Genomic DNA, 25397 nt, shown 5'->3' with positions numbered 1-25397 from the left:
TCGAGCGCCCCGAGGTCAGCCGGCAGTGGGGAAGTAGCGGTCCAGCATCTCGTTGCGGAACTTGCCGGCCGGATCGTACCGGCGGACCAGCTTGGCGAAGTCGGCGTACCGGTCGTAGCGGTCCCGGAGCTGCTCCGGCGGGGTGACGAAGAGCTTGCCCCAGTGCGGTCGGGGCGCGTACGGCCCGAGCCGCTCCTCGATCGCCGCCAGCACCGGCAGTACCGCCTCGGTCTCCTTGACCCAGGTGAAGTGCAGTGCCACGCTGTCCCGCCGGTAGCTCGGGCTCAACCACAGCTCGTCGGCGGCGACGGTGCGGATCTCCGAGATCTGGAGCACTGCGGCGATCCGGTCGGCGATGCCGTCCAGCGCCGTCAGCGCCGCGCCCAGGTGCTCGCGCGGCACGAAGTATTCCGACTGGAGTTCCTCGCCGCTGCTCGGGGTGAACTCGAGCCGGAAGTGCGGCAGCCGGGCGTGCCACGGGCCGGGTACGCCGAGCTGCTCGGTGCAGTACGCCGCCGACATCCCCGGCACCGGGTGCCGGGGCTCGGCCGCCAGGGTGGCGCCGTGCCAGTGCGGCTCGGCGGCAACTCCGGCGGCAACTCCGGCGGTGGTGTCGACCCGGCGCTTCACCCACACCTGGTTGATCCGGGGACCGGTCCAGTCGGTGAAGAGGCTGACGCTGTAGCCGCCGCCGAGGATCTCGCTGGAGTGCGCGTCGAGCTGGTCGCGGGGCAGGTCGTCGTAGACGTACTGGGCGATCTCGAAGGCCGGGACGAGATCGAGGGTGAGCCGGGTGACCACGCCGAGCGCGCCGAGCCCGACCACGGCGCCGAGGAAGTCGTCGCCGTCGGTGCCCCGGCGCAGCGTCACCAGGTCGCCGTCGGCGGTGACCAGCTCCAGCGCGGCGACGGCGGTGGCCAGGTTGCCGTTGCCCGGCCCGGAGCCGTGGGTACCGGTGGCGCAGGCGCCGGCCACCGAGATGTGCGGCAGCGAGCCGAGGTTGTGCAGCGCGAAGCCGGCCCGGTGCAGGTGCCCGACCAACTCGCCGTAGCGGATCCCGGCCGAGATGGTGACGGTGGCGGCGGTGGAGTCGATCTCGACCACCGGCGGCAGGCCGGCGAGCGAGACGAGGTCACCGGTGGTGTCGGCGATCCGGTTGAACGAGTGCCCGGTGCCGAGGGCCCGGACCCGGTCGCTGCCGGCCACCAGTGACCGAAGTTCCGGTACCGATCCGGGCCGGTGCAGTCGCCCGGCCCGGAAGTCGATGTTGCCGGCCCAGTTGGTGAGTCGTCCGGTCATCTACAACCCCTGTCAGGGGTCGTTCAGCTCGGCTGCGCGGCCAGCACGGGATCCCGCATCCGCATCATCCAGAAACTGGACGGGATCCGGGTGGCGTCGTCGATGATCTCGCCGTCGACGTCGGTGAACGCCTCCTTGGCGAGCGTGACGAAGCCCTCCGGCGTGCGGACGTGCTCGCCGCGGTCGTTCTTCGACATCCACCGCGACACCGCGCCCTGCCGAGGCTCGAAGCAGGTGTCGACAGCGATCACCCGGCCGCCCGGCGCCAGCGCCTTGCCGGCCACCCGCAGCAGGTGCCGGGAATCCTCGTCCGAGAGATGGTGCAGCAGGCCCAGCAGCAGTACGGCGTTGGCCGGCGGGATCTTGGCCAGGTGCTGCTCGCCGAAGATCTCGCAGTGGAACTCGGCCCGGTCACTGCCCCAGCGGCGCTGTGCGTACTCGATGTAGCGGGGCGCGGTGTCGAAGCCGAAGTATCGGACCTCGGGGAGCCGTTCGAAGTAGTAGGCCGGGCCACAGCCGACGTCGATGACGGTGTCGCCGTCGGAGAGCGCCAGCTCGTCCAGGCAGCGGTAGCGCAGCCGGTCGGCGCCCAGGCCGCGCTGGAGTGCGACATACAGCGAAACGTGGCCGAGCAGGCCCTTGACCCCTGCCAGCATCTGCTTCTCCTCCTTCGGTCCGGGGTGGGACCGGCTCAGGGACGATCCGATTCCGGGCGGTGTGCGCGGAGCATCAACGAGACGCCGGGCAGCCCCTTCACCGGCAGGTAGCGCTCGGCCCGGATCACCACGCGCAGGCCGAGATTGACCACCCCGGGCAGGTCGTCGAGATCACTGCCGGTGGACTTGCGCCGCCGCCACGCGGCAACCGGCCGCAGCAGGACGTTCCAGCTCCACAGCTCGTCGATCACCAGCCCGGCCTTCTCGAACACCGCGGCCAGGGACTGCCGGTCGTAGCGGCGGACGTGCCCGACCGCCACGTCGTGCGCCGACCACAACCGCATGTCACACGGTACGGCGATCAGCGCGGTGCCGCCCGGCCGCAGGGCGCGCCGGATCTCCTCCACCGCGAGGTGGTCCTCGTCGAAGTGCTCCAGGATGTCGAACGCGACCACGAGGTCGAGGCTGGCGGAGGAGAACGGGAGGTACCGGGCGTCGGCCCGGATGGTGGCCAGACCACGTTCGGCAGCGATCCGGGCGCCGTCCTGGCTGTATTCCAGGGCCACCGGCTGCCAGCCGTGCGCTCTGAGCACTCGGGTGTTGCCGCCGCCCGCCGCACCGATGTCCAGGGCCCGGCCGGCCGGCCGGCCACTGCTGGCGAGCCGGCGCAGCGCCCGGGCCAGCAGTGCGCGCCGCTCGCGATACCACCAGTGGGTATCTTCCAGCGCGGCGAGTTTGTGGATCTCGGTCGCTTCCACGCCTACTCCTCCGCAGTCCGACGGACCCTACCGCAGACGATCGGTCGTTCGCAGCCTGGGTTGGCGGAACCGGGGCACGGCCGGCGATCGGGACACCGCGGCTGCCCGTCGGGGCCGGGGTGTCGCCGACCGGGCCGGGCCGGCGGACCGGCGGACCGGTCAGGCCCGGCCGTCGTGTCGAGCGGGCCGGTCAGACCCGGCCCTGGTGTCGAGCGGGCCGGTCAGACCCGCGCGAAGACGAGAACCGCGTTGTGGCCACCGAATCCGAACCCGTTGTTGAGCGCCGCGGGTACGTCCATGTGCCGGGCCTTGTGCGCGACGACGTCCAGGTCGAGGGCGTCGTCGGGATCGTCGAGATTGATCGTCGGCGGGATCACCCCGTCCCGGATGGCCAGGATGGTGGCGATCGACTCCAGCGCGCCGGCCGCACCCAGCAGGTGCCCGGTCATCGACTTGGTCGCGGTCAGCACCGGGTGGGTGCCGAGCGCGGACCGCAGCGCGACGATCTCGGCGATGTCGCCGACCGGGGTGGAGGTGGCGTGCGCGTTGACGTGCACGATGTCCGAACGATCGATGCCGGCGTCGGCGATCGCCATGTTGATCGCCCGGATCACGCCGCGCCCCTCGGGGTGCGGCTGCACGATGTCGTACCCGTCGGAGGTGAGCGCGGCGCCGGCCAGCCGGGCGTAGACCCGGGCACCGCGCGCGGCGGCGTGGTCGGCCCGTTCCAGCACGACCGCGCCGGACCCCTCACCCAGTACGAAGCCGTCCCGGCCCTTGTCCCACGGGCGGGAGGCGCGTTCCGGGTCGTCGTTGCGGGTCGACATCGCCCGCATCGAGGCGAACCCGGCGATCGGCAGCGGATGCACGACCGCCTCGGTACCGCCGGCCAGCACCACGTCGGCGCGGCCGGAGCGGATCATGTCGAGACCGAGCGCGATCGCCTCGGCTCCGGTGGCGCAGGCGCTGGCCACCGAGTGGACCCCCGCCTGCGCACCCAACTCCAGCCCGACCCACGCCGCCGGGCCGTTCGGCATCAGCATCGGGACCGTGTGCGGGGAGACCCGCCGCGGCCCGGACGCCTCCAGGATGTCGTCCTGGGCGAGCAGGGTCTGCGCGCCGCCGATCCCGGAGCCGACGCTCACCGCGAGCCGCTCCGGGTCCGGCGGCGAGTCGGCGAGGCCGGCGTCCGCCCACGCCTCGTGCGCGGCGATCAGGGCGATCGCCTCCGACCGGTCGAGCCGGCGCAGTTTGACCCGGTCCAGTTTCTCGGTCGGTTCGACCGCGAGCTGGGCGGCGATGCGTACCGGAAGCTGCCCGGCCCACTCCTGGGTGAGCGGACCCACCCCGGAGCGACCTGCCAGCATGGCTTCCCAGGTCGACGCGACGTCCCCGCCGAGCGGGGTCGTCGCGCCGAGCCCGGTGACGACGACGTCGGGACGACTCATGATCAGGACTGTGCCTCGATGTAGGCGACAGCGTCGCCGACGGTCTTGAGGTTCTGGACGTCGTTGTCCGGGATCTTGACGCCGAACTTCTCCTCGGCGGCCACCACGACCTCGACCATGGAGAGCGAGTCGACGTCGAGGTCGTCGGTGAACGACTTCTCCTCGGCGACGTCGTCCGGGCTCACCCCGGCAACCTCTTCGAGGATCTCGGCGAGGCCGGCGGTGATCTCGTCACGGGTCATTACGGTTCTTTCCTCTCCATGGATGGATATCTGCGGCGGCGGATCCGTCCGCCACCGCTGGTCAGCGTGTGACCGGTGGATGGGGGTGGGGCCGGGACGGCGGGTGCGCCGCTCCGGACCCGGAACACCCGGTCAGGGGCACCGGACGACCTGTCCGGCGTAGGTGAGGCCGCCGCCGAAGCCGAACAGCAGGACCGGGGCGCCGGACGGCACCTCCCGGCGTTCGACCAGCTTGGAGAGGGCCAGCGGCACGCTCGCCGCCGAGGTGTTGCCGGACTCGATGATGTCCTTGGCGATCACCGCCTGCGGCATGTCGAGCCGCTTCGCGATGCCCTCGATGATCCGCAGGTTGGCCTGGTGCGGCACGAACGCGGCGATCTCCGACGGGGCGACGCCGGCCCGCTCGCACGCCTTCAGGGCGAGCGGGGCGAGCGCGGTGGTGGCCCAGCGGAAGACCGACTGCCCCTCCTGCTGGATGTACGGCCGCCAGCCCTCGATCCGGACCGCGTCGCTGCGCTCCGGGACCGAGCCCCAGACCACCGGCCCGATGCCGGCCGGCTCGTCGTCCCCGCTGGCGGTGACCACGGCGGCACCGGCGGCGTCGCCGAAGAGGATGCAGGTCGACCGGTCGGTCCAGTCGGTGAAGTCGGAGAGCTTCTCCGCGCCGATCACGATCGCGTTGCGGGCGGCGCCGGCCCGCAGGGCGTGGTCGACGGTGCCGAGGGCGTACGAGAAACCGGAGCAGGCGGTGTTGACGTCGAACGCGCCCGGTGCGTCGATGCCGAGCTTGGCGGCGACCCGGCAGGCGGTGTTCGGGCTGCGGTCCACGGCCGAGCAGGTGGCCACCACGACGAGGTCGATGTCGGAGGCGGCCAGCCCCGAGTTGGCCAGCGCCTTGTCGGCCGCGGCGGCGGCCATGTCGGCGACGGTCTCGGTGTCGGCGATTCGCCGGGTGACGATGCCGACCCGCTCGCGGATCCAGGTGTCGTTGGTGTCGACGATCTGGGCCAGGTCGTCGTTGGTGAGTATCCGCGACGGCTGGTAGTGGCCGAGCGCGATCATCCTGCTCACCGGAGCACCGCCGAGCGGTGGTCCGGGGTCTCCCGTTGACCGGTCATGAAGCTGTTCCTCCGATGCGGGCGAGGGGCTGGCCCGGGGCTACCGGGTCGTCGTGCTGGGCGAGCCATTCGGTGAGTACGCCGGAGCCGTGCGCGGTGACCTCGACAGCGCCCTGTCGGGTGGTGATGTGACCGATGACCTGCCCGGACTCGACGGCGGCGCCCTCGGCCAGGCCCTCGATCGACGCGAAGATGCCGGGGGTGCCGGCCACCACCACCCGGAACCGCGGGGCCGGCGCCGGCCCGGCCGGGCCGCCGTGCCGGGCGATCAGGTCGCGGGCCGCGGCCAGGTCGGCCGGGGTGTTCAGGGTGACGATCTCGGGGACCTGGCCGGTGCCCTTGAGCTCCCGCTTGATCAGCCCGGCCAGGGTGCCGGCCGGGGGCAGCTCGATCACCGCGGTCACGCCGAGGTCGGCGAGGCGACGGACGCAGAGGTCCCAGCGGACCGGGGCGGTCACCTGCCGGACCAGGCGTTGCAGCATCTCCCGCCCGTGGTCGACGGCGGCACCGTCGGCGTTGGAGAGCAGGATCCGGGCCGGGTCGGTCGGGGTGATCCCGGCCGCGACACCGGCGAGGGCCCGCTCGGCCGGCGCCATGTAGGGGGTGTGGAAGGCGCCGGCGACCTTGAGGCCGATCACCTTGGTGCTGGCGGGCGGGTTGGCGGCGAACTTGGCCAGCCCGTCGAGCGCGCCGGCCACCACGAGCTGGCCGGCACCGTTGAAGTTGGCCGGGTGCAGTTCGTGCGCGGCGAGGGCGGCCAGCACCTCGTCCGGGTCGCCGCCCATCACCGCCGACATCCCGGTCGGTTCGAGCGCGCAGGCGGCGGCCATCTCCCGACCCCGTACGCCGGCCAGGGTGACCGCCGCCTCCGGGCTCAGTACGCCGGCCAGCGCCGCCGCGGCCAATTCACCGACGCTGTGCCCGGCGGTGACCGTCACCTCGTACATCGGAAGCTGTTCGGCGGCGAGCAGGGCGGCGGCGACCAGCAGCGGCTGGGTACGCGCGGTGTCCCGGATCTCGTCGGCGTCACCCTCGGTGCCGAGCCGGACGAGGTCGATGCCGGCCAGCGCGGACCACCAGCGCAGCCGCGCCTCGGTGCCGGGCAGGTCGAGCCACGGGGTCAGGAAGCCGGGCTTCTGTGAACCCTGGCCGGGTGAGAGTACGGCGAGCACGCTTACGACTCTCCTGGATCATCCGCCCCGGCGCGGTTGCCGTGATGCACCAATCCGTACTACCAGCTTTGTGGGGACCCTACAAAAATCCATGGTGATCACGGACTTCTCGGTCCGACCTGTCCTAAACGGGGGTTAGTGTCCCGTCCCCGGCCCGACCGGGGCGGACGGATCCAGCCGTCCGATCGTCAGCGCCATCCGCAGCGCGAAGGCGTCCCGGGCGGTGAGCGGGGAGAATCCCGTCACATCCGCGATCCGGCGCAGCCGATAGCGGACCGTGTTCGGGTGCACGAACAGGGACCGGGCGGCACTCTCCAGCACCCCGCCGGCCGCGAAGAACGCGTCCAGGGTCTCCAGCAGTTCGCCACCGGCCCGGACCAGCGCGGCGTAGACGTCCTGGCGCAGCGTCCGGCGGGCCTCCGGATCACCGGCCAGGGCCCGCTCGGGGAGCAGGTCGGCGGCGGCCACTGGGCGGGGCGCGGCCGGCCAGGCGGGCGCGGCCCGGAAACCGGCCAGGGCCGCCCGGGCCGAGTCGGTCGCCGCGTCCAGGCTCGGCACCGCCGGCCCGACCACCACCGGGCCCTCGCCGAACCCGGCGAGCATCTTGGCGGTGGCGGCCAGCGGGTCGGTCGCGCCGCCGAGCACCACGACGAGCCGGTCGCCGTGTACCCCGCCGATCATCTCCAGGTTGAGCCGCCGGGTGACCCGGTAGATCGTGTGCAGCACGGCGGCGACCTCGCCGCCCGGGGACCGGCCCACCGCCACCGCCACCGGTGGGGCGTCCGACCAGCCCAGCGCCGCCGCCCGGCTGGCCAGTACGTCGGGGGAGTCGCCTCGGAGCAGCGCGTCCACCAGCAGGGCCTGGAGCCGGGCGTCCCAGGAGCCGCGCGACTCGGCGGCCCGCGCGTAGACCCGGGCGGCGGCGAAGGCGATCTCCCGGGAGAACTTCAACACGGCCTCGTGCAGCAGCCGCTCCTCGCCCGGCGCCGCCAGGTGCGGCACCTGCTCCTCCACCACGTCGATGGTCACCTTGATCAGGGCCACCGTCTGCTGGAGGCTGATCGACCGGGCCAGCGCCCGGGGTGCGGCGGCGAAGACCTCGTCCGGGCTGTCGGCCAGCGCGTCGGCGCCCTGCCGGTCGTCGGCGTCCGGCCGGGACCGCAGCCACTCGACCAGGGACCGGACGCCGGCCTGGGCGACCAGCATCACCCAGGACCGCTGCTCGGCCGGCAGGTCGCGGAACCAGGGCAGGGTCTCGTCCATCCGGGTGACACTGGCGCTGGCCAGCGTGCCCGCCGCCCGCTCGATCCGGCGCAGCGTGGCCGCCAGTTCGCCGTCGCCCGCCTCGCTCGCCATCGGCCCAGCGTGCCACGCGGAACCTCTGGGGTCGGCACCGGCCGTGGCATCATGTGCCGATGGTCGCCCGCCCGCCGCTGGTCGTCCCGCTGCTCGCGCTCGCCGGCTTCCTGGGGCTGCTCGCGCTGACCGTGGCCGGCTGGGCGCCGCTGGACCGTTTCGACACCGCCGTCAGCGACACCTTCCGGGGGTACGGCGACGCCCGCCCCCGCCTGGTCGAGGTGCTGCGGATCGCCACCGACGTGGCCGCCACGATGCCGTTCCTGGTCGCCGGCCTGGCCGTCACGGTGGGGCTGGCCGCCCGGGGCGGGCGTCGGGCCGCCACGTTCTGCGCCGCGGTGACGGTGCTGATACCGGTGCTCTGGGGGCTGATGCACTGGCTGGTGTTCCACCCCCGGCCCGAGAACGGTTTCGTCGTGATCACCAGTAACGGGTTTCCGAGCGGGCACACCAGCAACGCGGCGGCGGCGGCGCTGGTGGCCGTACTCCTGCTCTGGTCCCGGCTCGGCGGCCCGGCCCGGGCGCTCACGGTCGCGCTGACGGTGGCCTTCGCGGCCTTCGTCGGGCTGACCCGGGTGGCCCTGCTGGCGCACTGGCCGACCGACGTGCTCGGCGGCTGGCTGCTCGCGCTCGCCGTCGTCCCGCTGACCGCCCGGCTGGTGCGGAGCCCGACCGGCAGTCCCCGGCTCCCGGCCCACCACCCGGACCGGGCCGTCCGGTAGCCCGCCCGGCCCTGGCGGTCCGGTCAGGGCGGTGGCAGGCCCAGTTCCTGGGCGAGGATCGCCGCCTGTACCCGGCTGCGCAGGCCGAGCTTGCCGAGGATCCGGCTCACGTGGGTCTTGGTGGTGCTCTCCGCCATCGTCAGCCGATCGGCGATCTGCTGGTTGGAGAGCCCGAGCCCGAGACAGGCCAGCACGTCGCGCTCCCGGGGGGTCAGGTCGGCCACCGCCGCCCGGGCGGTCGCCGGGGCGGTCGGCGCGGCGGCGGCGAAGGCGGTGATCAACCGACGGGTCACCGCCGGCGCGATGATCCCCTCGCCCCGGGCGACGGTACGCACCGCGTCGACCAGCCCGTCGGCGTCGGTGTCCTTGAGCAGGAACCCGGACGCGCCGGCCCGGAGCGCGCCGAAGACGTACTCGTCGAGGTCGAACGTGGTCAGCACCAGTACGTCGGCCAACTGCTCGGCGACGATCTCGGCGGTCGCCGACACACCGTCGAGCCGGGGCATCCGGACGTCGAGTACCGCCACGTCCGGCCGGAGCCGCCGGCACAGTGCCACCGCCTCCTCGCCGTCGACCGCCTCGCCGACCACCTCCAGCCCCGGGGTACCGGCGAGGATCAGCACCAGACCGGCCCGGACCGCGTCCTGGTCGTCGGCGACCACCACCCGGATCACCCGTCCCGGCCCGGCTCCGGCACGCTGCCCCGCGCCGGCCGGCGCGTCGATCGCGGTGGCCCCGGCTCGGTCGTCGTCCGGCCCGGTCACGGCCGGACCGTCGGCGCCACGGCTGGCCGGCCGACCTCCCCGGCGGAGTCGGCCGATGGCGCGGGTTCGGGCGGCGTCCGGGGCGCCGGGCCGGGGAGGTCGCCGTTCGGCAGTTCCGCGTGTACCCGCCAACTCCCTCCCCTCGGGCCGGCCTCGAACCGGCCGCCGAGCAGGGCGGCCCGCTCCCGCATTCCGATCAGTCCGGCGCCCGCCCCGGGCAGCCCGGCCCCGGCCGCGACCCCGGCGCCCCGAGGCTCGCCGGAGCGGGCGAGCGGGTTCTCGATGGTGAGGCTGACCGACCGGCGCTGGTGGCAGATGGTCAGGGTGGTCGGGCCGGCGCCGTGCTTGAGCGCGTTGGTGAGCGACTCCTGGACGATCCGGTACGCGGCCAGGTCCACGCCGACCGGCAACGGGCGTACCTCGCCGGTGGTCTCGAACCGTACCGCCAGGCCGGCGTCCCGGGCCTGGCCGACCAGCCGGTCCACCTCGGCCAGCCGGGCCCGGACCGGACCGTCGACCGTGCCCAGCCGGGCCGGCCCGGCGGCGGAGAGCGTGCCACGGCCCGGCACTCCGGTCGACTCCGTACCCGCGACGGAGAGCGCACCCGGAGCGGACCTGCCGACCCCACCCAGGCTGCCCGACGACCGGCCCGGAACGACGGCCCGGCTCCGGCCACCCCCGGGCGAAACAGGCTCGGCTCCGGCCGGCGGCACCCTCCCGGCTCCGGCCGGCGGCACCGCCACGGCCTCGGTCGGCGGTACCGGCACGGCCTCGGTGAGCGGCACCGACCCGGGGTCGGCCGGTTCGCGGAGCAGGCCGATCATCTGCCGCATCTCGGCGAGCCCCTGCACGCTGTTCTCCCGGATCACCCGCAGCGCCTGGTCGAGCTGCGCCCGGTCCAGCCCGGAGACCGAGAGCGCCGCCGTGGCGTGGATGGCGACCGCGCTCAGGTGGTTGGCGATCACGTCGTGCAGTTCCCGGGCCATCCGACTCCGCTCCGCCGCCACCGCCTGGCGCCGGTCGAGTTCGGCCAGCCGGGCGGTCTGCTCGGCCCGGGCGCGCTCGGCGGCGGCCTGGTCGCGGTACTGCCGGACGCCGATGCCACTCACCACCGGCAGTACGCCGATCAGCACCACCGGGATTCCCAGCCCGATGCCCTGCCAGGCCGGGGACGCGAAAATGACCCCGATCAGCGCGGCGAACCCGGTCAGTGCCAGGTTGACCCAGAGCAGCCGGCGCCAGAGCTTGGCCGACCCGTAGACGCAGGAGTCGAAGAGCACCTGGGTGTAGACCAGGCTGGTGGCCAGCGACGATCCGTACACGAGGTCGACGACGATGGCGACGGTGCCCAGCGCCAGGCCGAGCCGGGTCGCCACCCGACGCAGCGCCACGGCCAGGCAGGTGACGGCGAGGGTGGCGACGGAGAGCCCCGGCGGGGCGTCCAGCAGGCCGGGGTTGAGCGGGTGGTAGACCCCGAGCGCCATCATCAGCAGCCCGCCCGCCAGGGACGCGGACGCCAGCGCGACGTCCCGGGACAGGGACCCGCGCTCCAGGCTCAGCCGTGCGGTCACCCCTCGATCCCATCACACCGGCCGGCCGTCCCCCTCGGCCCGGACGACGAGGATGCGCCGGTCAGGATCCGTCGAAGGGTGTAGGCGTACCTCTTTCGGCGGACCCGGATCTCGGTACCGGTGCCGAGGTCGCGGCCGGTCGCCCTGCCGAGACTGGTGGCAGTGACCGGGCGACGGGTTCCGGGGGAGTACCGCCCGGCCGGAACGGACCTGGGCGGGCGGACGATCGGGGGTACGGGATGCTGGCGGTGATCGCCGCGGGCGAGATCGGGTTCTGGGTACTGCTCGGTGCCGGCCTGATCGCCCGCTACCCGCTCCGGATGCCCCGGCTCGGCGCGCTGCTGCTGCTCGGTACGCCGTTGATCGATCTTGTGATCCTGCTCGCCACCGTACTCGACCTGCGTCGCGGTGCCACCGCCAACTTCACGCACGGGCTGGCGGCGGCGTACCTCGGCTTCTCGGTCGCCTTCGGGCACAGCATGATCCGCTGGGCCGACCAGCGGTTCGCGTACCGGTTCGCGGGCGGGCCGCCGCCGACCAGGCCACCCGGCGGCGGCTGGGCCCGCGCCCGGTACGAGTGGCGGGAGTGGGTGAAGGGACTGCTGGGCTGGGCCATCGCCTGTGGCCTGCTCGGCCTCGGCATCCTGATGGTCGGCGACCCGGACCGTACCGCCGAACTGCTGGCCTGGATCGTGCGGTTGAGCGTGGCGATCGTGATCTGGCTCGTCGCCTTCCCGGTCTGGGCGACCGTCTTCCCGAAGCCCGCCCCGCAGGAGTGACCGTCGGCAGTCCACCCGCCGGACGGCGGTAGGCCGCACACTCACTACCCGCCGGGCTGAAACCCCCTCCTGGAGCCCCGCCGGCACCGGCCGCCCCGTTCCGAACCCCGCTCTGGAACCCCGCCGGCACCGACCGCCCGGTCGACCCGAACCCCGCCCGGGAACCCCGCCGGCACCGACCGCCCGGTCGACCCGAACCCCGCCCTGGGACCCCACCAGCATCGACCGCTCGGTCGACCCGAACCCCGGCAGTGGCCACCGCGCCGCCCGTCCCAGACGCCGAACCGAGCCCGGTCCGGCCGCCGGCCGGAGGTTAACCAGTTCGTGACCTGGAACTTCCGCAGGGCGGAATGCAGGAGTTTCTCGTCCCAGCGGCGTCGAACTCGGCGTCCCGGACCAGTACGGTGACATGGTCCCGGTGATGCGCTTTCCCGCAATGGCTCACCGTCAACCGTGTGGGGCGCCACCCGCACGCCGGGGCAACCGCCCACCCGGCGGCGAGTGTGAGGAGGCCTGGATGGCGCATGACGCCGAGCGTGGCTGTTCGGAGGACGAGCAGGAGTCGCTGCTTGGCGATCGTGGGCCGCTGCCCCCGCTCGGCCCGGTCGGCCGGTTCCGCTGGGTCTGTGGCGCCAGCGCCGGGCTGCCGACGGGCCCGATCGACGGGGCGTCCGACCGGCCCGGTGCCGAGCCGGTGGTCGCCGGGCTCGCCGACGGCCTCGACGATCCGCGATCGGCTGCCGATCCGGCCGACCCGTCCGGTGCGGCGCGCTCGGCGGCGGCGAGGACCGGGCCGCGTCCAGCCGGATCGGCGGCAATGGAAGACCAGGCCGGAATGCCCCGGCCCGGGGAGCCGGTGGAGGGCACCGTGCTGGCCTCCGACCCGAGCGGCCCGGAGCACGCGCTGACCGACCCGGGGCGGCCGGTCGACCGGTCGAGGCTCGTACCCCGGCCCCGCCCGGGCGAGCCGGACGCCGACGACCAGGGCCGGCACGCACGCACCAGCACCAGCACCAGCACTAGCTCCAGCACCTCGCCCGGCGGGCCGGAGGGCGACGACCAGGCCCAGCTCGCTCGCACCGGCACCTCGCCGGGGGGACCGGACGGGGCGCCGGAGAGGCCGACCGAGCCGGCCGGCCGGCGTACGCCGGGGTGTCAGACCGATCTGCCGGGCTGGGCCGGGGCGCACCGGCACGGCGCGGTACGCCCGTCGCGGCGCTCCGTCCGGCGTGACCGCCCACCGCGTCGCTGGTGCTGACCGCCGCCCGTCGGGCCGCAGCCCCCAGCCCGTGGACCGGGCCTGGCTGATCCGGGTACTCGCCGGCCGGGCGCCGGCCGCTCGGCGTCGAGGCGCTCGCCCGCGGCGTCCCGGATCACCACTTCGACCCGGGTGCGCCGCCGTGGCTGGCCGGTCCGGTCAGCGGGTGCGGCGCCGGACCAGCAGCGCGATGCCGGCCAGCCCCAGCGTGATGGAGAGCAGCACGGCGCCGTTGAGCAGCATCAACTGTCGCAGTTCACCGAGCAGACGGTCGACGTCCTTGCTGCTGCCGATCGCGTCGTCCGGGATCACCCGTTCGCCACCGCCGACCCCGCCGCCGTTCAGGCTGGTGACGTTCTGCGTGGGCAGCGGCGCACCGGCCGCCAGCAGGGTCTCCGCCATGGTCAGCCGGCCGAAGAACCAGGCCGCGCCGGGCCGGCTCTTGTCCGGCTGCCGGGCCGGTCGATAGACCCGCGGCCCGCCCTTGGCCAGCGGGTAGAGGTCGTACGACTGCTGGGCGGCGTCGCCGACGTGCACCGCGATGGTGTACTTCGGACCCAGATCGGCGGCCTTCAATCCGCCGGTGTTGCCGCCGCCGGTCTTCAGGAAGCCCACCTGGTCGAGCAGTGCGGCGAAGACCTCCGGCTTGTCCTTGGCCTGGACCGTCAGCGGGGCCGACAGGTCCTTGCCGGTGATCACCACCGACGTCGGTTTGGCCGGCTTCGCCTGGGCGGCGCCGCCGATCCCGAGCCAACTGGCCGCCGCGATCAACAGCGTGGCCACGCCGACAAGTCGACGACTCACCTCTCCGGCCATCGCCGACCTCCTCGCCCCGTCTCGATGGTGGCCATGATGCAGGTCACGCGCTGGTTGGTCGGTGGAGCGCACGGCACTGTCCGGGATGGACCTGCCGTACTCACTACAAAGACTCCGCAGAACGCCGCTCGGTTGCACCTGAACGAGCAGTTATTGGAACTATCTGCGATCTAGGGTCGACTAACTGACGAGCCATTGATCAGTTGGCGAAATCGTAGCGGGATGGAGGCGATCATGGGGGCCCGGGTCACCCGTGTCGGGACACTGGTGCTGAGCGTCGTGCTGGCGGCGTTGAGCGTGCTGCTGCCGGCCGGTCCCGCCGCCGCGCACAACTCGCTGACCGGCAGCGATCCGCGTACCGGTGCCCGGCTCGACGAGGCGCCGGCCAGCGTGCGGCTGACCTTTCTGAACAAGCTCGACCCCACCACCACGCGGGTCACGGTAACCGGCCCGGACAACGTCGACGCGGCGGCGGGAAAGCCCGCCTTCTCCGGCTCCCGGGTCACCGTGCCGGTCCGGCCGGGCGCCGCCGGGCTCTACATCGTCCAGTACCAGGTCGCCTCCGGCGACGGGCACCCGATCAAGGGGGAGGTCCGGTTCACCCTCACCGTGGGGGCCACCCCGACCGCCTCGCCCTCGGCAGCCGTGCCGACCCCGACCGCTCCGGCCAGCAGTTCGGCACCGGCCGCTCCGCCGTCGAGTGCGGCGGCCGGGCCACTGACCCCGGCCGCCGACTCGGACGGGACGGCGTGGTGGCCGTGGCTCCTCGGTGCCGTGCTGGCGCTGGCCGCGCTGGCCGTCGGGTTGCTGCTCCGCCGCCGGAGGTCGAGCCGATCCGGTTCCGCGAACTGACCGTTGTGCCAGTGCCGCCGGAACCGATGGCCCGGCGGCACTGACCGGCCGGCGGGCGAATCCGACCCCGTCCGGCCCTCGGAACCGCCCGGCCGGCGACCGAGGTACGGCCGAAGCGGCGTGGCTGGCGGCCGCCGCCGCCGATCAGACCAGCCGGATCCGGGCCGCGCGGAGTCGGGTGAGGGTACGCTCCCGGCCGAGTACGGCCAGCGACTCGAAGAGCGGCAGCCCGATGCTGCGCCCCGTCACGGCCACCCTGACCGGCGCCTGCGCCTTGCCGAGCTTCAGTCCTCGGCCGGCGCCCACCTCCTCCAGGGTCGCCTTCAGCGGCTCCGCCGCCCACTCCGGCAGGGCCTCGAAGGCGGCGATCGTCTCGTCGAGCAGGTCGGCGGAACCCTCCTTCATGCTCTTCGCCCAGGCCGCCTCGTCGACCAGCGGCGTCGCCAGGAAGAGGAAGTCGACGTTCGGCACGATCTCGCTCAGCACGGCGATCCGGGTCTGGGCCAGCGGCGCCACCGCGGCGAACGCGGCCGGGTCGAACTCGGCCGGCTGCCAGGGCGGCGGGGCGATGGTCCCGGTACCGGTCAGCCAGGGCTGGCAGGCCGCGACGAACTCGTCGACCGGCAGCGCCCGGATGTATTCGCCGTTGAAGGCCCGCAGCTTCTTCTCGTCGAAGAACGCCGGTGACGGGTTCACCTCGGCGAGCCGGAACTCGGACTCGATCACCGACCACGGCACGATCTCCCGGTCGCCCGAGGGTGCCCAGCCGAGCAGCATCAGGTAGTTGCGCATCGCGTCGGCGAGATAGCCCTCGTCCCGGTACGCCTCCAGGGCCACCTTGTCGCGCCGCTTGGAGAGCTTCTGCCGCTTCTCGTTGACCACCACCGGCACGTGGGCCCAGATCGGCGGCTTGACTCCGAGCGCGTCCCAGAGGAGCTGCTGCTTGGGCGTGTTCGGCAGGTGCTCCTCGGCCCGGATCACGTGCGTGATGCCCATGCTGAGGTCGTCCACGACGTTGGCCAGCAGGAAGACCGCCGAGCCGTCGGCCCGGGCGATCACGAAGTCCTCGATCAGCTTGTTCTCGAAGGTCGGCTCGCCGCGTACCAGGTCGACCACCACGGTCTCGCCCTCGTCCGGGGTACGGAACCGCAGGGCGCGGCCCGGCCCCGGCTCCAGGCCACGGTCCCGGCAGAAGCCGTCGTAGCCCTGGTACTGCGAGCCGGTGCGGGCCTGGATCGCATCCCGGGTGCAGTCGCAGTAGTACGCCCGGCCGGTGGTGTAGAGCCGGGTCGCGGCGCTGCGGTGCTCGCCCGCGTTCGCGGACTGGAAGTGCGGTCCCTCGTAGCTGCCCCGGGCGATCCCGATCCAGTCCAGTGCGGAGAGGATCCCCTCGGTCCATTCGGGCCGGTTGCGGGCCGCGTCGGTGTCCTCGATCCGCAGTACGAAGACGCCGCCCTGCTGCTTCGCGAAGATCCAGTTCTGGAGGGCCGAGCGGGCGCCGCCGACGTGGAACATACCAGTCGGGGAGGGGGCAAAGCGTACGCGTACCGTCACGGCCTCCAGCCTACGCACGCCCCCGGGGCGGCCCGCCATCAGGTTTCCCAGCCGCCCGCACCGGGCCGGGGCGACCGGAGACGGTCGCCGTCGAAGGCCCCACGACGATGCCCGGAGCGGACGAATTCCACGGCGGTAGTTTCTTCCGGCGTGTCGGTGGCTAATCGTCCGTTTTCGTCCGTAATCGTGAATAAGCTGCCAATGGTCACGGGTTGTCCGCAATGGAGGCGACTGAGGATGATGCTCATCGAACGCAGCACGCGGGTCTCCGCACCGATCGAGGCGGTGTGGGACCTGGTACAGCGGGCTGAAGACCTGCCGGGCTGGCTGGCCGGGGTCCGACAGGCGGAGGTGCTCTCCGGCGAGGGCATCGGCCGCCGTCAGCGGGTGCACGCGGCGGGCCGGGCGCTGGACGCCGAGGTGATCGCGTACCAGGAGCCGACCCTGATCGCGTGGCGCGAGCGGGCCGAGGGCGCGGGCGCGCGGGCCGAGGCACGCACCGAGGTCTACGTCGAACTCGCACCGGAGGAGGACGGCACCTCGGTACGCCTGATCATGGTCCGCTGGCCCGCCGGCCCGGTCAGCGGGGCGCTGCTGCGCTGGGGGATGCGCCGGGTCGGTGCCGACCTGGAAGGCTCGCTCGCCCGGCTCACCGGCCTGGCCACGGTGGGCTGAGGGGCGGGCCGTCGCGGTCTGCGACGTCCCGCCCCTCCAGGTCGCGGATCTAGCGGCGGACCGTCAGGAGTCCCCGCCGGTCTCGCCCACCGGGGCCGCCGCGATGTCGTCGATCGCGTACTTCTTCGCGGCCTCGGCCGGCACCGACGGCGGTACCACGCCACGCCGCGCCAACTGGCGCAGCGCCGCGACGGTCACCGACTCGGCGTCCACGTGGAAGTGCCGGCGCAGCGCGTGCCGGGTGTCCGAGAGCCCGAAACCGTCGGTGCCGAGCGAGGTGTAGTCGCCGGGAATCCACCGCGAGATCAGGTCCGGCACCGCCCGCATCCAGTCGCTGACCGCCACCACCGGTCCGTCGGCGTCGGCCAGCTTGCGCTGGACGTACGGCACCCGAGGCTCGTCGCCCGGGTGCAGGAGGTTGTACTCCTCGCACTCCACCGCGTCCCGGCGCAGCTCGGTCCAGGAGGTGACCGACCAGACGTCGGCCGCCACGCCCCAGTCCTGGGCCAGCAGGTGCTGGGCCTTCAGCGCCCACTGCATGCCGGTGCCCGAGGCGAGGATGTTGGCCCGGGGCGCGTCGCCGCCGTCCTGCCCGCCGACCGGGGGAGCCGGCGAATACCGGTAGATCCCCTTGAGCAGCCCCTCCACGTCCACGTTCTCCGGCTCCGCCGGCTGCACGAGCGGCTCGTTGTAGACGGTCAGGTAGTAGAAGACGTTCTCCGGCCGCTCGCCGTACATCCGGTGCAGACCGTTTTCGAAGATGTGCGCGATCTCGAACGCGAACGCCGGGTCGTACGCCACCACGGCCGGGTTGGTCGCCGCGATCAGGTGCGAGTGGCCGTCCTCGTGTTGCAGGCCCTCGCCGTTCAGCGTGGTCCGGCCGGCGGTGGCGCCGAGTACGAAGCCGCGGGCCATCTGGTCGGCCGCCGCCCAGAACGCGTCACCGGTGCGTTGGAAGCCGAACATCGAATAGAAGATGTACAGCGGGATCATCGGCTCGCCGTGCGTGGCGTACGACGAACCGGCGGCGGTGAACGAGGCCACCGAACCCGCCTCGTTGATCCCCTCGTGCAGGATCTGCCCGGTCGTCGCCTCCTTGTACGACAGGAACAGCTCCCGGTCCACCGAGGTGTACTTCTGGCCGTGCGGCGAGTAGATCTTCTGGGTCGGGAAGAGCGAGTCCATCCCGAAGGTGCGCGCCTCGTCCGGGATGATCGGCACGAACCGCTTGCCGAACTCCCGGTCCTTCATCACGTCCTTCAGCAGCCGGACGAACGCCATGGTGGTGGCGATCTTCTGCTTGCCGGAGCCCTTCTTGACGTCGGCGAACCGCTCCTCGCCCGGCACCGGCAACGGCGCCCACTCGGTACGCCGGCTCGGCAGGTAGCCGCCGAGCTGCTGCCGCCGCTCCCGCAGGTATTCCGCCTCCTCGGACTTCTCGCCCGGGTGGTAGTACGGCGGCAGGTAGGGGTTGGCGTCCAGCGTCGAGTCGGGGATGTCCAGGTAGAGCCGGTCGCGGAAGCTCTTCAGGTCGTCCAGGGTGAGCTTCTTCATCTGGTGTGTGGCGTTGCGGGCCTCGAAGCTCGAACCCAGCGTCCAACCCTTGATCGTCTTCGCCAGGATCACGGTCGGCTGACCGGTGTGGTTCAGCGCGGCCTGGTATGCCGCGTAGAGCTTGCGGTAGTCGTGCCCGCCCCGCTTGAGGTTCCAGATCTCGTCGTCGGAGAGCCCCTCGACCATCTTGCGGGTGCGCGGGTCGCGGCCGAAGAAGTGCTCCCGGACGTACGCCCCGGACTCCGCCTTGTAGGTCTGGTAGTCGCCGTCCGGCGTGGTGTTCATCAGGTTGACCAGCGCGCCGTCGGTGTCCGCGGCGAGCAGCGGGTCCCACTCCCGGCCCCAGACCACCTTGATCACGTTCCAGCCGGCGCCCCGGAAGAACGCCTCCAGTTCCTGGATCACCTTGCCGTTGCCCCGCACCGGCCCGTCCAGCCGTTGCAGGTTGCAGTTGATCACGAAGGTGAGGTTGTCCAGCTCCTCGCGGGCAGCCGCGCCGATCGCGCCGAGCGACTCCACCTCGTCCATCTCGCCGTCGCCGAGGAACGCCCATACGTGCTGGTCGGAGGTGTCCTTGATGCCCCGGTGGTGCAGGTAGCGGTTGAACCGGGCCTGGTAGATCGCGTTGATCCCGCCGAGCCCCATCGAGACGGTCGGGAACTCCCAGAAGTCCGGCATCAGCCGCGGGTGCGGATACGACGGCAGCCCGCCGCCCGGGTGCGACAGCTCCTGCCGGAACCCGTCGAGCTGGTCCTCGGTCAGCCGCCCCTCCATGAACGCCCGCGCGTACATCCCGGGGGAGCCGTGGCCCTGGTAGAAGATCTGGTCGCCGCCGCCCGGGTGGTTCTTGCCCCGGAAGAAGTGGTTGAACCCGACCTCGTAGAGCGACGCCGAGCTGGCGTAGGTGGAGATGTGCCCACCAACGCCGATCTCCGGCCGCTGCGCCCGGTGCACCAGCATCGCGGCGTTCCACCGGATGTACGCCCGGATCCGCCGCTCGATGTGCTCGTCCCCCGGGAACCAGGGTTCCTGCTCCGGCGGAATGGTGTTGATGTAGTCGGTGGTGGTCAGGGGCGGCACCCCGACCTGGCGCTCCCTGGCCCGCTCCAGCAGGCGCAGCATGACGTAGCGGGCGCGTTTGGCACCGCGCTCGTCAATGACACCGTCGAGTGACTCGACCCATTCGCTGGTTTCTTCGGGGTCGATGTCCGGAAGCTGGCTCGGCAGGCCGTCGCTGATCACCGGGCGCTTGCGTTCCGTGGCCACAGGCGTTCCCTAGGTTGTGTGTGGGATAGGTCTCTAGCGCCATCCTGCCTCCTGATGCCTATGCCCGTCACGTCTAGACGTCGGAGAGGCGATGCTCGACACAGGTACCAGTCGGTAACTTTCCGGCAACACGGCGTTCGGAAGACCTCGCTGGTGGCGCCGGGCGGCTTGTTGATCGCCGAGGGCGCTACCGGGCTACTCGTCCGGTTCTGTCGATGAATGAAGCTGGTGTGGGGACGACTCACCGGCCCCACACCCCCGACGTCACCCGTTGGCACCCGCCACCATGATGTCGCTGTAGCTCAGCGGGGTCTGGCCCTCGTAGTTGACCGCGTAGAACCGGATGTAGCCGGTCTCGGCGATGGACAGGTTGAGGCTCGCGCAGTTGCCGTTGCCGAGATCGTAGTGCTTGTTCTCCCACGAACCGCCGTTGATCTGGTACCACACGGCCGGGTGGTGCCCGTCAGCCTTTCCGTCGCAGGTGGTCAGGATTTCGCCGGTGGGGTTGAAGCAGGCGGTCGCGCCGCCGTCGACGGTCCTGACGAAGTAGTTCGTGGAGCAGACGAAGACGTCGCTGGACGCCAATTGGTCCAGGCGTTCGGCGGATGGGGCTGGCGCGGCGGCGGCGGGTGCGGCGAACGCGAACGCCATGCCGAGAGCCATGGAGAGGGCGACGAGGGTCCGACGAGGTTGCACACATTCTCCTGACCGAGGGACGGGTACCTGCCGGGTGGAAGGTCCGTTATCTGACCCTGCTTGGTTTCCACTGGACAGTTCCAGGCCATTGACCGGACATTCGTCACCACGCCCGGAATCGGACGGGGTGCGTGCCACCGCCCGCGGTCCCCCACCGGTGGCTGGTTCAGGGCGGGGCGGCCACGGCGGGCGGAGCGGATCCGGCAGACTGGGCGGATGGAGAGTGAGGTGATCACCATCCGGACGGGGTCCCGGCCGGTGGTCCGGGACATCACCCAGGAGGCCGAGCGGTTTCTCGTCGGCAGGGGTGACGGCCTGCTGCACGTCTTCGTGCCGCACGCCACCGCCGGGCTGGCGATCATCGAGACCGGAGCCGGTTCCGACGACGACCTGCTGACCGCGCTGGACGACCTGCTCCCCACCGACGACCGCTGGCGGCACCGGCACGGTTCACCGGGCCACGGGCGGGACCACGTCCTGCCCGCCTTCCTGCCGCCGTACGCGACGCTGCCGGTGCTGGACGGCCGGCTCGCGCTCGGCACCTGGCAGTCGATCTGCCTGGTCGACCCGAACGGCGACAACAGCACCCGCCAGGTGCGGTTCTCCTTCCTGCCCGGCTGACCAGAGCTTTCCTCGCGCCCGGAGGCACCTGCGGACTGCCCGATGTGGCGGGGGATCGGTAGCCTCGCGCGAATGACGCCATCCCGAATCGACGCGCCGATCGTCGCCGTGACGGTCTATCCGGACCGGGCCCGGGTGACCCGCCGGACGGATCTCCGGCTACCGCCCGGTGAGCACCGGGTCCGGATCGGACCACTGCCGCTCGGCCTGCTCCGCGACTCGCTGCGGGTCGGCGGGCGCGGCCCGGCGACCGTACTCGGGGTGGACGTGTCGACCGAGGTGCTGCCCCGGGCCACCGAGGGGACCGCCGCCGAGCTGGCCGAGCGGCGGCGTGGCATCACCGCCGAACTGGCCGAGCTGGCCGACGCCGAAGCGGTCGAGGGGCAGCGCGCCGACTTCCTGGCGCTGCTCACCCAGCGGGCCGGTGCCAGCTACGCCCGGGCGCTGGCCGCCGGGGACGCCACCCCGGGTGACGTCGTCGGCTTCATCGACTCGGTCGCCGAGCAGACCGCCGCGAGCCAGGCCCGGCGGCGGGAACTGGCCCGTCGCCAGGAGGAGGCCCGGGAACGGCTGGCCGCGGTCGAGCGGGAGATCGCGGCGCTCTCCGGCCGACGGTCGCCGGACCGGCTCGCCGCCGAGGTGACCCTGCGGATCGAGCCGACCGAGCCCGAGGGGCAGGCCGAGTCGGAGGGGCAGGCCGAACCCGAGGGGCAGCGCGAGCCGGAGGGGCAGGCCGAGTCGTCCGAACCGGAGCCGTCCGCCGAGGTCCAACTGGAACTGTCGTACGTGGTGGAGGGCGCGGGCTGGACCTCCTCGTACGACCTGCGGCTGGTCGACGAGACCCTGACGCTCACCTGGTTCGGGCTGGTCAGCCAGCGGACCGGGGAGGACTGGCCGGAGTGTGAGCTGCTGCTCTCCACCGCCCGCCCGGCGACCGGTACCGAGCTGCCGGAGTTGGAACCGTGGTATCTGCGCCAGGCGGAGCCGGTGAGCTGGATGGAGCAGGAGGGCAGCCGGGGCGGCGGGCCGGTCCGGGCGAGGGCGGCCGGTGGTCCGCTGTCCCCGGGGGCGGTGTCGGCACCGGGCGCCGCCGGCAGGGCGCAGTCGTTCGGCGCGGCTCCCCGCCCGCCCGCGCCGGTGGCGCAGCCCACCGCCACCCTGACCCAGGGGGCGCAGGCCGCCACCTACGAGCCGGCCCGCCCGGTGGCCGTACCGGCGGACGGGGGCGCGCACCGGGCCATCGTCGCCGTACTGGAGCTGGCGGCGCGACTCGACCACGTGACCGCGCCGGTGCGTACCCCCGGGGTGCAGTTGCGGGCCACCGCCGTCAACGGCTCCGAACACACCCTGCTGCCCGGTCCGGCGTCGGTGTTCCACGGCGGCGACTTCGTCGGCGGTACGACGCTGCCGACCTGGGCGCCGGGCGAGGAGGTCGAGGTGGCGCTCGGGCTCGACGACCGGATCCGGGTGAAGCGGGAGCTGGTACGACGCAGCGACACGAAGACCACCCTGGGCTCGACCCGGCGCCGGGAGGTCGAGTACCGGATCACCCTGGCCAACCACACGCCCAGGCCGGCCCGGTTGACGGTGCGCGACCAGTTGCCGGTCTCGCAGAGCGACGGGATCACGGTCCGGGAGCTGCGGCTCGACCCGCCGCCGGACGAGCGGGCCGCGCTCGGCGAGCTGATCTGGCGGGTGGAGCTGCCGCCGGGCGGCTCCCGGGAGATCGTCACCGGGCTCCGGGTGGAGCTGGCCAAGGGGGTCGAACTGCTCGGCTGGCGCGAGTAGGAGTGACAGGCGGTCCTGGCCGGCCCGGACCCGAACCGGGCCGGCCAGGAACCGGTCGACCCGGTGGGACCATCGGGTCGATGCGGTGCGCGGTCTCAGGGCCGCAGGTTCTCCCGGGCCGCGGTCTCCGCCGCCTGGTCGACCAGGGACCGGGCGGTGGCGGTGGCCGGGTCGACCGGCCGGTCGTACGTCTGGTGGAGCCCCGGCACCCGGTCCTCCACCACGAACGACGCCCGGGTGTACGCCGGGGCGCCCGCCGTGGTCACGTGCGGCAGCACCTTGAAATCGGCCCGCAGCTCCCGCTCGGTGAACCGGGTCAGCACGTAACCGCGCTGGTTGTTGTGGAACTTCAGGTGCGGGTTGTGCGGGAAGTACGGGTGGCTGCCGGTCACCGAGTCGGCGCCGTTGCCGCCCGAGGTGATCGACGAGCAGACCAGCTCGCTGCCGACCGTCCGCGAGGTCGGGTCGTCGTAGTCGAGCTTGAGGTCGGTGGCCCAGTGCGCGTGCACGTCACCGGTGAGTACGACGGTGTTGCGGACCTTCGCCTCCACCCAGCCCCGGGTGATCCGGTCCCGGGAGCCGACGTACCCGTCCCAGCTGTCCATCGAGGTGAACCTGGCGGGGCCGGCGTCGGTGTCCCGCTGGCCGAAGAAGACCTGCTGGCCGAGGACGTCCCAGCGGGCGTCGGAGCGGCGGAACCCGTCGATCAGCCAGCGCTCCTGCTCGGCACCGGTGATCGAGCGGGCCGGGTCGAGTGCGGCCGGGCAGTCCTTCGTACCGTCGCCGCAGGCCTGGTCGTCCCGGTACTGCCGGGTGTCGAGCATGTGGAAGGTGGCCAGCCGCCCCCAGCGGAGCCGGCGGTAGAGCTGCATGTCGATGCCGTTCGGGATCGAGGTGCGGCGCAGCGGCATGTTCTCGTAGTACGCCTGGAACGCCGCCGCCCGCCGGGCCAGGAAGTCCGGCTGCGGGATGTCGGGCCGCTCGTAGACCTCGTCGGCCCAGTTGTTGTCCAGTTCGTGGTCGTCCCAGACCACCACCCAGGGCGCGACGTGGTGCGCGGCCTGGAGGTCCGGATCGGACTTGTACTGCGCGTGCCGCTGCCGGTAGTTCGCCAGCGTGACGGTCTCCGGCCCCTCGTGGTCGCGCGGGTTGCCGCCCGGGATGTTGTACGAGCCCTTCGTGTATTCGTACTGGTAGTCGCCGAGGTGCAGGATCAGGTCCGGGTGCTCCTCGGCGAGCCGGCGGTAGGCGGTGAAGTAGCCGTGCTCGAACTGCGAGCAGGAGGCGAAGGCCATCAGCAGCTTCCCGCCGCTGGCCCAGGCCGCCGGGGCGGTACGGGTCCGGCCGACCGCCGAGGTGTGCCGCTCGGCGTGGAACCGGTAGAAGTACTCGCGTCCCGGCTGGAGCCCGTTCAGTTCGACGTGCACGGTGTGCCCGGACTGCGGGCGGGCCACCGCCGTGCCTTGGCGTACCACGTGCCGGAACCGCTCGTCGGCGGCGAGTTCCCAGCGGACCGGTACGGTCCGGTTCGGCATGCCGCCCAGGCCGTCCTCGGCCAGCGGGGTCGGCGCGAGCCGGGTCCAGAGCACGAAGCCGTCGGGGTCCGGGTCGCCGGAGGCGACACCGAGGGTGAACGGGTCGGCGGCCAGCGGCCGGGCGGCGGCGGCCGCGCTGGGCAGACCGGTCACCGCGCCGGCGGCCCCGACCGCGGCGCCGGTGAGCAGGAGGGTACGGCGGGACAGAGCCATCGAGATCTCCCAAGATCCGGTGGACAGGCTGTGAGCAGCCTCGCGAGCACCGGTTCATCGGGTCGATAGTCCCGATAACGACCCGTCGAACAAGAAGTGAAGGGAAGGGGCGGCTTGCCCCGGTTCAGACGACGATCGGCGGGTTGGATTCCGGCGTCCGCCTGCCGGCGCACCTGCGGGTCGGCGCGGAGACCACGGGCGGTTGTGACGTGTCTGAGTGGTCAGGGGTGGCCGGCGTCGGTAATGCTGTCGGACGTGACCACCCCCCAAGATCTCGACGAACGGTTCCGGGAGGCGGTCGGCGCCATCGAGGTGTCGGCGTCCGGGCGCACCGCCTCCGAGCCGGTCCGGGACGGCGGCGCGCTCGACGGCCGGACGGCCCTGGAGTTGTTCGACGCCCAACTGGTCAGCCGGCATCTGGATCTCGCGGCCCGCTGGCTGCGCAGCTTCGGCGAGGGGTTCTACACCATCGGCTCCTCGGGGCACGAGGGCAACGCGGCGGTGGCGCTCGCGGTCCGGCCGACCGACCCGGCGCTGCTGCACTACCGGTCCGGCGCGTTCTACTGTGCCCGGGTCGCCCAGTCCGAGGCCGAGGGCTCCGCCGAGCAGGCCGACGGCGCGGCGCACCGGGTCGGGGTCGCCGAACGGGTGGCCGAGGCGATGCGCGGTCCGGACGGCAACGGG

22 protein-coding genes and 1 pseudogene are annotated in these 25397 nt (G+C 72.9%); 8 read left to right on the top strand and 15 right to left on the bottom strand.

The annotated features are described in order from the left end of the window. Positions 1-15: 15 nt before the first annotated feature. From Pma05_RS11240 to Pma05_RS11205, 8 genes are all read right to left on the bottom strand, one after another. The gene (locus tag Pma05_RS11240; RefSeq protein ID WP_203857295.1) at positions 16-1299 is read right to left on the bottom strand and encodes a D-arabinono-1,4-lactone oxidase; all 1284 of its coding nucleotides are present in this window, start codon (positions 1297-1299) and stop codon (positions 16-18) included. Positions 1300-1322: 23 nt separating this feature from the next. Next, positions 1323-1955, bottom strand: coding sequence for a class I SAM-dependent methyltransferase (locus tag Pma05_RS11235; protein WP_203857294.1), 633 nt, complete (start codon positions 1953-1955; stop codon positions 1323-1325). A gap of 35 nt (positions 1956-1990) precedes the next feature. Continuing rightward, on the bottom strand, positions 1991-2713 hold the full coding sequence (locus Pma05_RS11230; protein WP_203857293.1) for a class I SAM-dependent methyltransferase: 723 nt from the start codon (positions 2711-2713) through the stop codon (positions 1991-1993). A 221-nt stretch (positions 2714-2934) separates the two neighbouring features. Then, on the bottom strand, positions 2935-4161 hold the full coding sequence (gene fabF, locus Pma05_RS11225) for a beta-ketoacyl-ACP synthase II (protein WP_203857292.1): 1227 nt from the start codon (positions 4159-4161) through the stop codon (positions 2935-2937). A 2-nt stretch (positions 4162-4163) separates the two neighbouring features. Beyond that, positions 4164-4403 (bottom strand): acyl carrier protein, encoded by a 240-nt coding sequence (locus Pma05_RS11220; RefSeq protein WP_107261778.1) that lies wholly within the window; start codon positions 4401-4403, stop codon positions 4164-4166. A gap of 132 nt (positions 4404-4535) precedes the next feature. Continuing rightward, positions 4536-5465 (bottom strand): beta-ketoacyl-ACP synthase III, encoded by a 930-nt coding sequence (locus Pma05_RS11215; RefSeq protein WP_203857543.1) that lies wholly within the window; start codon positions 5463-5465, stop codon positions 4536-4538. A gap of 52 nt (positions 5466-5517) precedes the next feature. Further along, positions 5518-6693, bottom strand: a complete 1176-nt coding sequence (locus tag Pma05_RS11210) for an acyltransferase domain-containing protein (RefSeq protein ID WP_203857291.1) — start codon at positions 6691-6693, stop codon at positions 5518-5520. Between the two features lie 135 nt (positions 6694-6828). Beyond that, complete coding sequence (locus Pma05_RS11205) at positions 6829-8049, bottom strand: PucR family transcriptional regulator (protein WP_203857290.1); 1221 nt, start codon at positions 8047-8049, stop codon at positions 6829-6831. Between the two features lie 59 nt (positions 8050-8108). On the opposite strand from Pma05_RS11205, the gene Pma05_RS11200 reads away from it, so the two are divergent. Then, complete coding sequence (locus Pma05_RS11200; protein WP_203857289.1) at positions 8109-8771, top strand: phosphatase PAP2 family protein; 663 nt, start codon at positions 8109-8111, stop codon at positions 8769-8771. Between the two features lie 23 nt (positions 8772-8794). Here the strand turns inward: Pma05_RS11200 and Pma05_RS11195 are convergent, their stop codons facing one another. Further along, the gene (locus Pma05_RS11195) at positions 8795-9445 is read right to left on the bottom strand and encodes a response regulator (protein ID WP_203857542.1); all 651 of its coding nucleotides are present in this window, start codon (positions 9443-9445) and stop codon (positions 8795-8797) included. An 86-nt stretch (positions 9446-9531) separates the two neighbouring features. Beyond that, positions 9532-11106, bottom strand: coding sequence for a sensor histidine kinase (locus Pma05_RS42500; RefSeq protein WP_239312184.1), 1575 nt, complete (start codon positions 11104-11106; stop codon positions 9532-9534). A 239-nt stretch (positions 11107-11345) separates the two neighbouring features. On the opposite strand from Pma05_RS42500, the gene Pma05_RS11185 reads away from it, so the two are divergent. Together Pma05_RS11185 and Pma05_RS11180 are read left to right on the top strand one after the other, a co-directional pair. Further along, positions 11346-11885 carry a hypothetical protein gene (locus Pma05_RS11185; RefSeq protein ID WP_203857288.1) on the top strand — a complete coding sequence of 180 codons (540 nt, stop codon included), beginning with the start codon at positions 11346-11348 and terminating at the stop codon, positions 11883-11885. 517 nt (positions 11886-12402) lie between these two features. Further along, positions 12403-13143, top strand: coding sequence for a hypothetical protein (locus tag Pma05_RS11180; RefSeq protein ID WP_203857577.1), 741 nt, complete (start codon positions 12403-12405; stop codon positions 13141-13143). Between the two features lie 159 nt (positions 13144-13302). On the opposite strand, the gene Pma05_RS11175 is transcribed toward Pma05_RS11180, so the two are convergent. Then, positions 13303-13959 (bottom strand): hypothetical protein, encoded by a 657-nt coding sequence (locus Pma05_RS11175; RefSeq protein ID WP_239312182.1) that lies wholly within the window; start codon positions 13957-13959, stop codon positions 13303-13305. Positions 13960-14181: 222 nt separating this feature from the next. On the opposite strand from Pma05_RS11175, the gene Pma05_RS11170 reads away from it, so the two are divergent. Next, positions 14182-14811 (top strand): copper resistance CopC family protein, encoded by a 630-nt coding sequence (locus tag Pma05_RS11170; RefSeq protein ID WP_239312180.1) that lies wholly within the window; start codon positions 14182-14184, stop codon positions 14809-14811. A gap of 144 nt (positions 14812-14955) precedes the next feature. Here Pma05_RS11170 and gltX read toward each other — a convergent pair whose 3' ends face one another. Then, positions 14956-16365 (bottom strand): glutamate--tRNA ligase, encoded by a 1410-nt coding sequence (gene gltX / locus Pma05_RS11165; protein ID WP_203857287.1) that lies wholly within the window; start codon positions 16363-16365, stop codon positions 14956-14958. Between the two features lie 237 nt (positions 16366-16602). Between gltX and Pma05_RS11160 the strand changes: the two genes are divergently transcribed. After that, positions 16603-17040: an SRPBCC family protein gene (locus Pma05_RS11160; RefSeq protein ID WP_203857286.1), complete on the top strand. Its 438-nt coding sequence runs from the start codon at positions 16603-16605 to the stop codon at positions 17038-17040. 63 nt (positions 17041-17103) lie between these two features. Here Pma05_RS11160 and aceE read toward each other — a convergent pair whose 3' ends face one another. Beyond that, positions 17104-19860, bottom strand: coding sequence for a pyruvate dehydrogenase (acetyl-transferring), homodimeric type (aceE, locus tag Pma05_RS11155; RefSeq protein WP_203857285.1), 2757 nt, complete (start codon positions 19858-19860; stop codon positions 17104-17106). A gap of 264 nt (positions 19861-20124) precedes the next feature. After that, complete coding sequence (locus tag Pma05_RS11150; RefSeq protein ID WP_203857284.1) at positions 20125-20556, bottom strand: hypothetical protein; 432 nt, start codon at positions 20554-20556, stop codon at positions 20125-20127. A 216-nt stretch (positions 20557-20772) separates the two neighbouring features. On the opposite strand from Pma05_RS11150, the gene Pma05_RS11145 reads away from it, so the two are divergent. Further along, positions 20773-21177, top strand: coding sequence for a YjbQ family protein (locus Pma05_RS11145; RefSeq protein WP_203857283.1), 405 nt, complete (start codon positions 20773-20775; stop codon positions 21175-21177). A 72-nt stretch (positions 21178-21249) separates the two neighbouring features. Beyond that, complete coding sequence (locus Pma05_RS11140; RefSeq protein WP_203857282.1) at positions 21250-22965, top strand: DUF4139 domain-containing protein; 1716 nt, start codon at positions 21250-21252, stop codon at positions 22963-22965. A gap of 95 nt (positions 22966-23060) precedes the next feature. On the opposite strand, the gene Pma05_RS11135 is transcribed toward Pma05_RS11140, so the two are convergent. Beyond that, positions 23061-24713 (bottom strand): alkaline phosphatase D family protein, encoded by a 1653-nt coding sequence (locus Pma05_RS11135; protein ID WP_203857281.1) that lies wholly within the window; start codon positions 24711-24713, stop codon positions 23061-23063. Between the two features lie 243 nt (positions 24714-24956). Here Pma05_RS11135 and Pma05_RS43965 point away from each other — a divergent pair. Then, positions 24957-25320: pseudogene (locus tag Pma05_RS43965) on the top strand (MFS transporter); the annotation flags it as partial. Positions 25321-25397: the final 77 nt, after the last annotated feature.

It is taken from the genome of Plantactinospora mayteni (assembly GCF_016862935.1).
Taxonomy (GTDB): domain Bacteria; phylum Actinomycetota; class Actinomycetes; order Mycobacteriales; family Micromonosporaceae; genus Plantactinospora; species Plantactinospora mayteni.
The sequence above is the reverse complement of the archived record's forward strand: the minus strand, read 5'-3'. Positions and strand labels throughout refer to the sequence as shown.

Coding starts and splice junctions, on each gene's coding strand:
- Pma05_RS11135 (WP_203857281.1), bottom strand. CDS start 24,713: ATGGCTCTGTCCCGCCGTACCCTCCTGCTCACCGGCGCCGCGGTCGGG.
- Pma05_RS11145 (WP_203857283.1), top strand. CDS start 20,773: ATGGAGAGTGAGGTGATCACCATCCGGACGGGGTCCCGGCCGGTGGTC.
- Pma05_RS11170 (WP_239312180.1), top strand. CDS start 14,182: ATGGAGGCGATCATGGGGGCCCGGGTCACCCGTGTCGGGACACTGGTG.
- Pma05_RS11180 (WP_203857577.1), top strand. CDS start 12,403: ATGGCGCATGACGCCGAGCGTGGCTGTTCGGAGGACGAGCAGGAGTCG.
- Pma05_RS11175 (WP_239312182.1), bottom strand. CDS start 13,959: ATGGCCGGAGAGGTGAGTCGTCGACTTGTCGGCGTGGCCACGCTGTTG.
- Pma05_RS11160 (WP_203857286.1), top strand. CDS start 16,603: ATGATGCTCATCGAACGCAGCACGCGGGTCTCCGCACCGATCGAGGCG.
- Pma05_RS11220 (WP_107261778.1), bottom strand. CDS start 4,403: ATGACCCGTGACGAGATCACCGCCGGCCTCGCCGAGATCCTCGAAGAG.
- Pma05_RS11205 (WP_203857290.1), bottom strand. CDS start 8,049: ATGGCGAGCGAGGCGGGCGACGGCGAACTGGCGGCCACGCTGCGCCGG.
- Pma05_RS11185 (WP_203857288.1), top strand. CDS start 11,346: ATGCTGGCGGTGATCGCCGCGGGCGAGATCGGGTTCTGGGTACTGCTC.
- Pma05_RS11235 (WP_203857294.1), bottom strand. CDS start 1,955: ATGCTGGCAGGGGTCAAGGGCCTGCTCGGCCACGTTTCGCTGTATGTC.
- fabF (WP_203857292.1), bottom strand. CDS start 4,161: ATGAGTCGTCCCGACGTCGTCGTCACCGGGCTCGGCGCGACGACCCCG.
- Pma05_RS11240 (WP_203857295.1), bottom strand. CDS start 1,299: ATGACCGGACGACTCACCAACTGGGCCGGCAACATCGACTTCCGGGCC.
- Pma05_RS11215 (WP_203857543.1), bottom strand. CDS start 5,465: ATGATCGCGCTCGGCCACTACCAGCCGTCGCGGATACTCACCAACGAC.
- Pma05_RS11140 (WP_203857282.1), top strand. CDS start 21,250: ATGACGCCATCCCGAATCGACGCGCCGATCGTCGCCGTGACGGTCTAT.
- Pma05_RS11200 (WP_203857289.1), top strand. CDS start 8,109: ATGGTCGCCCGCCCGCCGCTGGTCGTCCCGCTGCTCGCGCTCGCCGGC.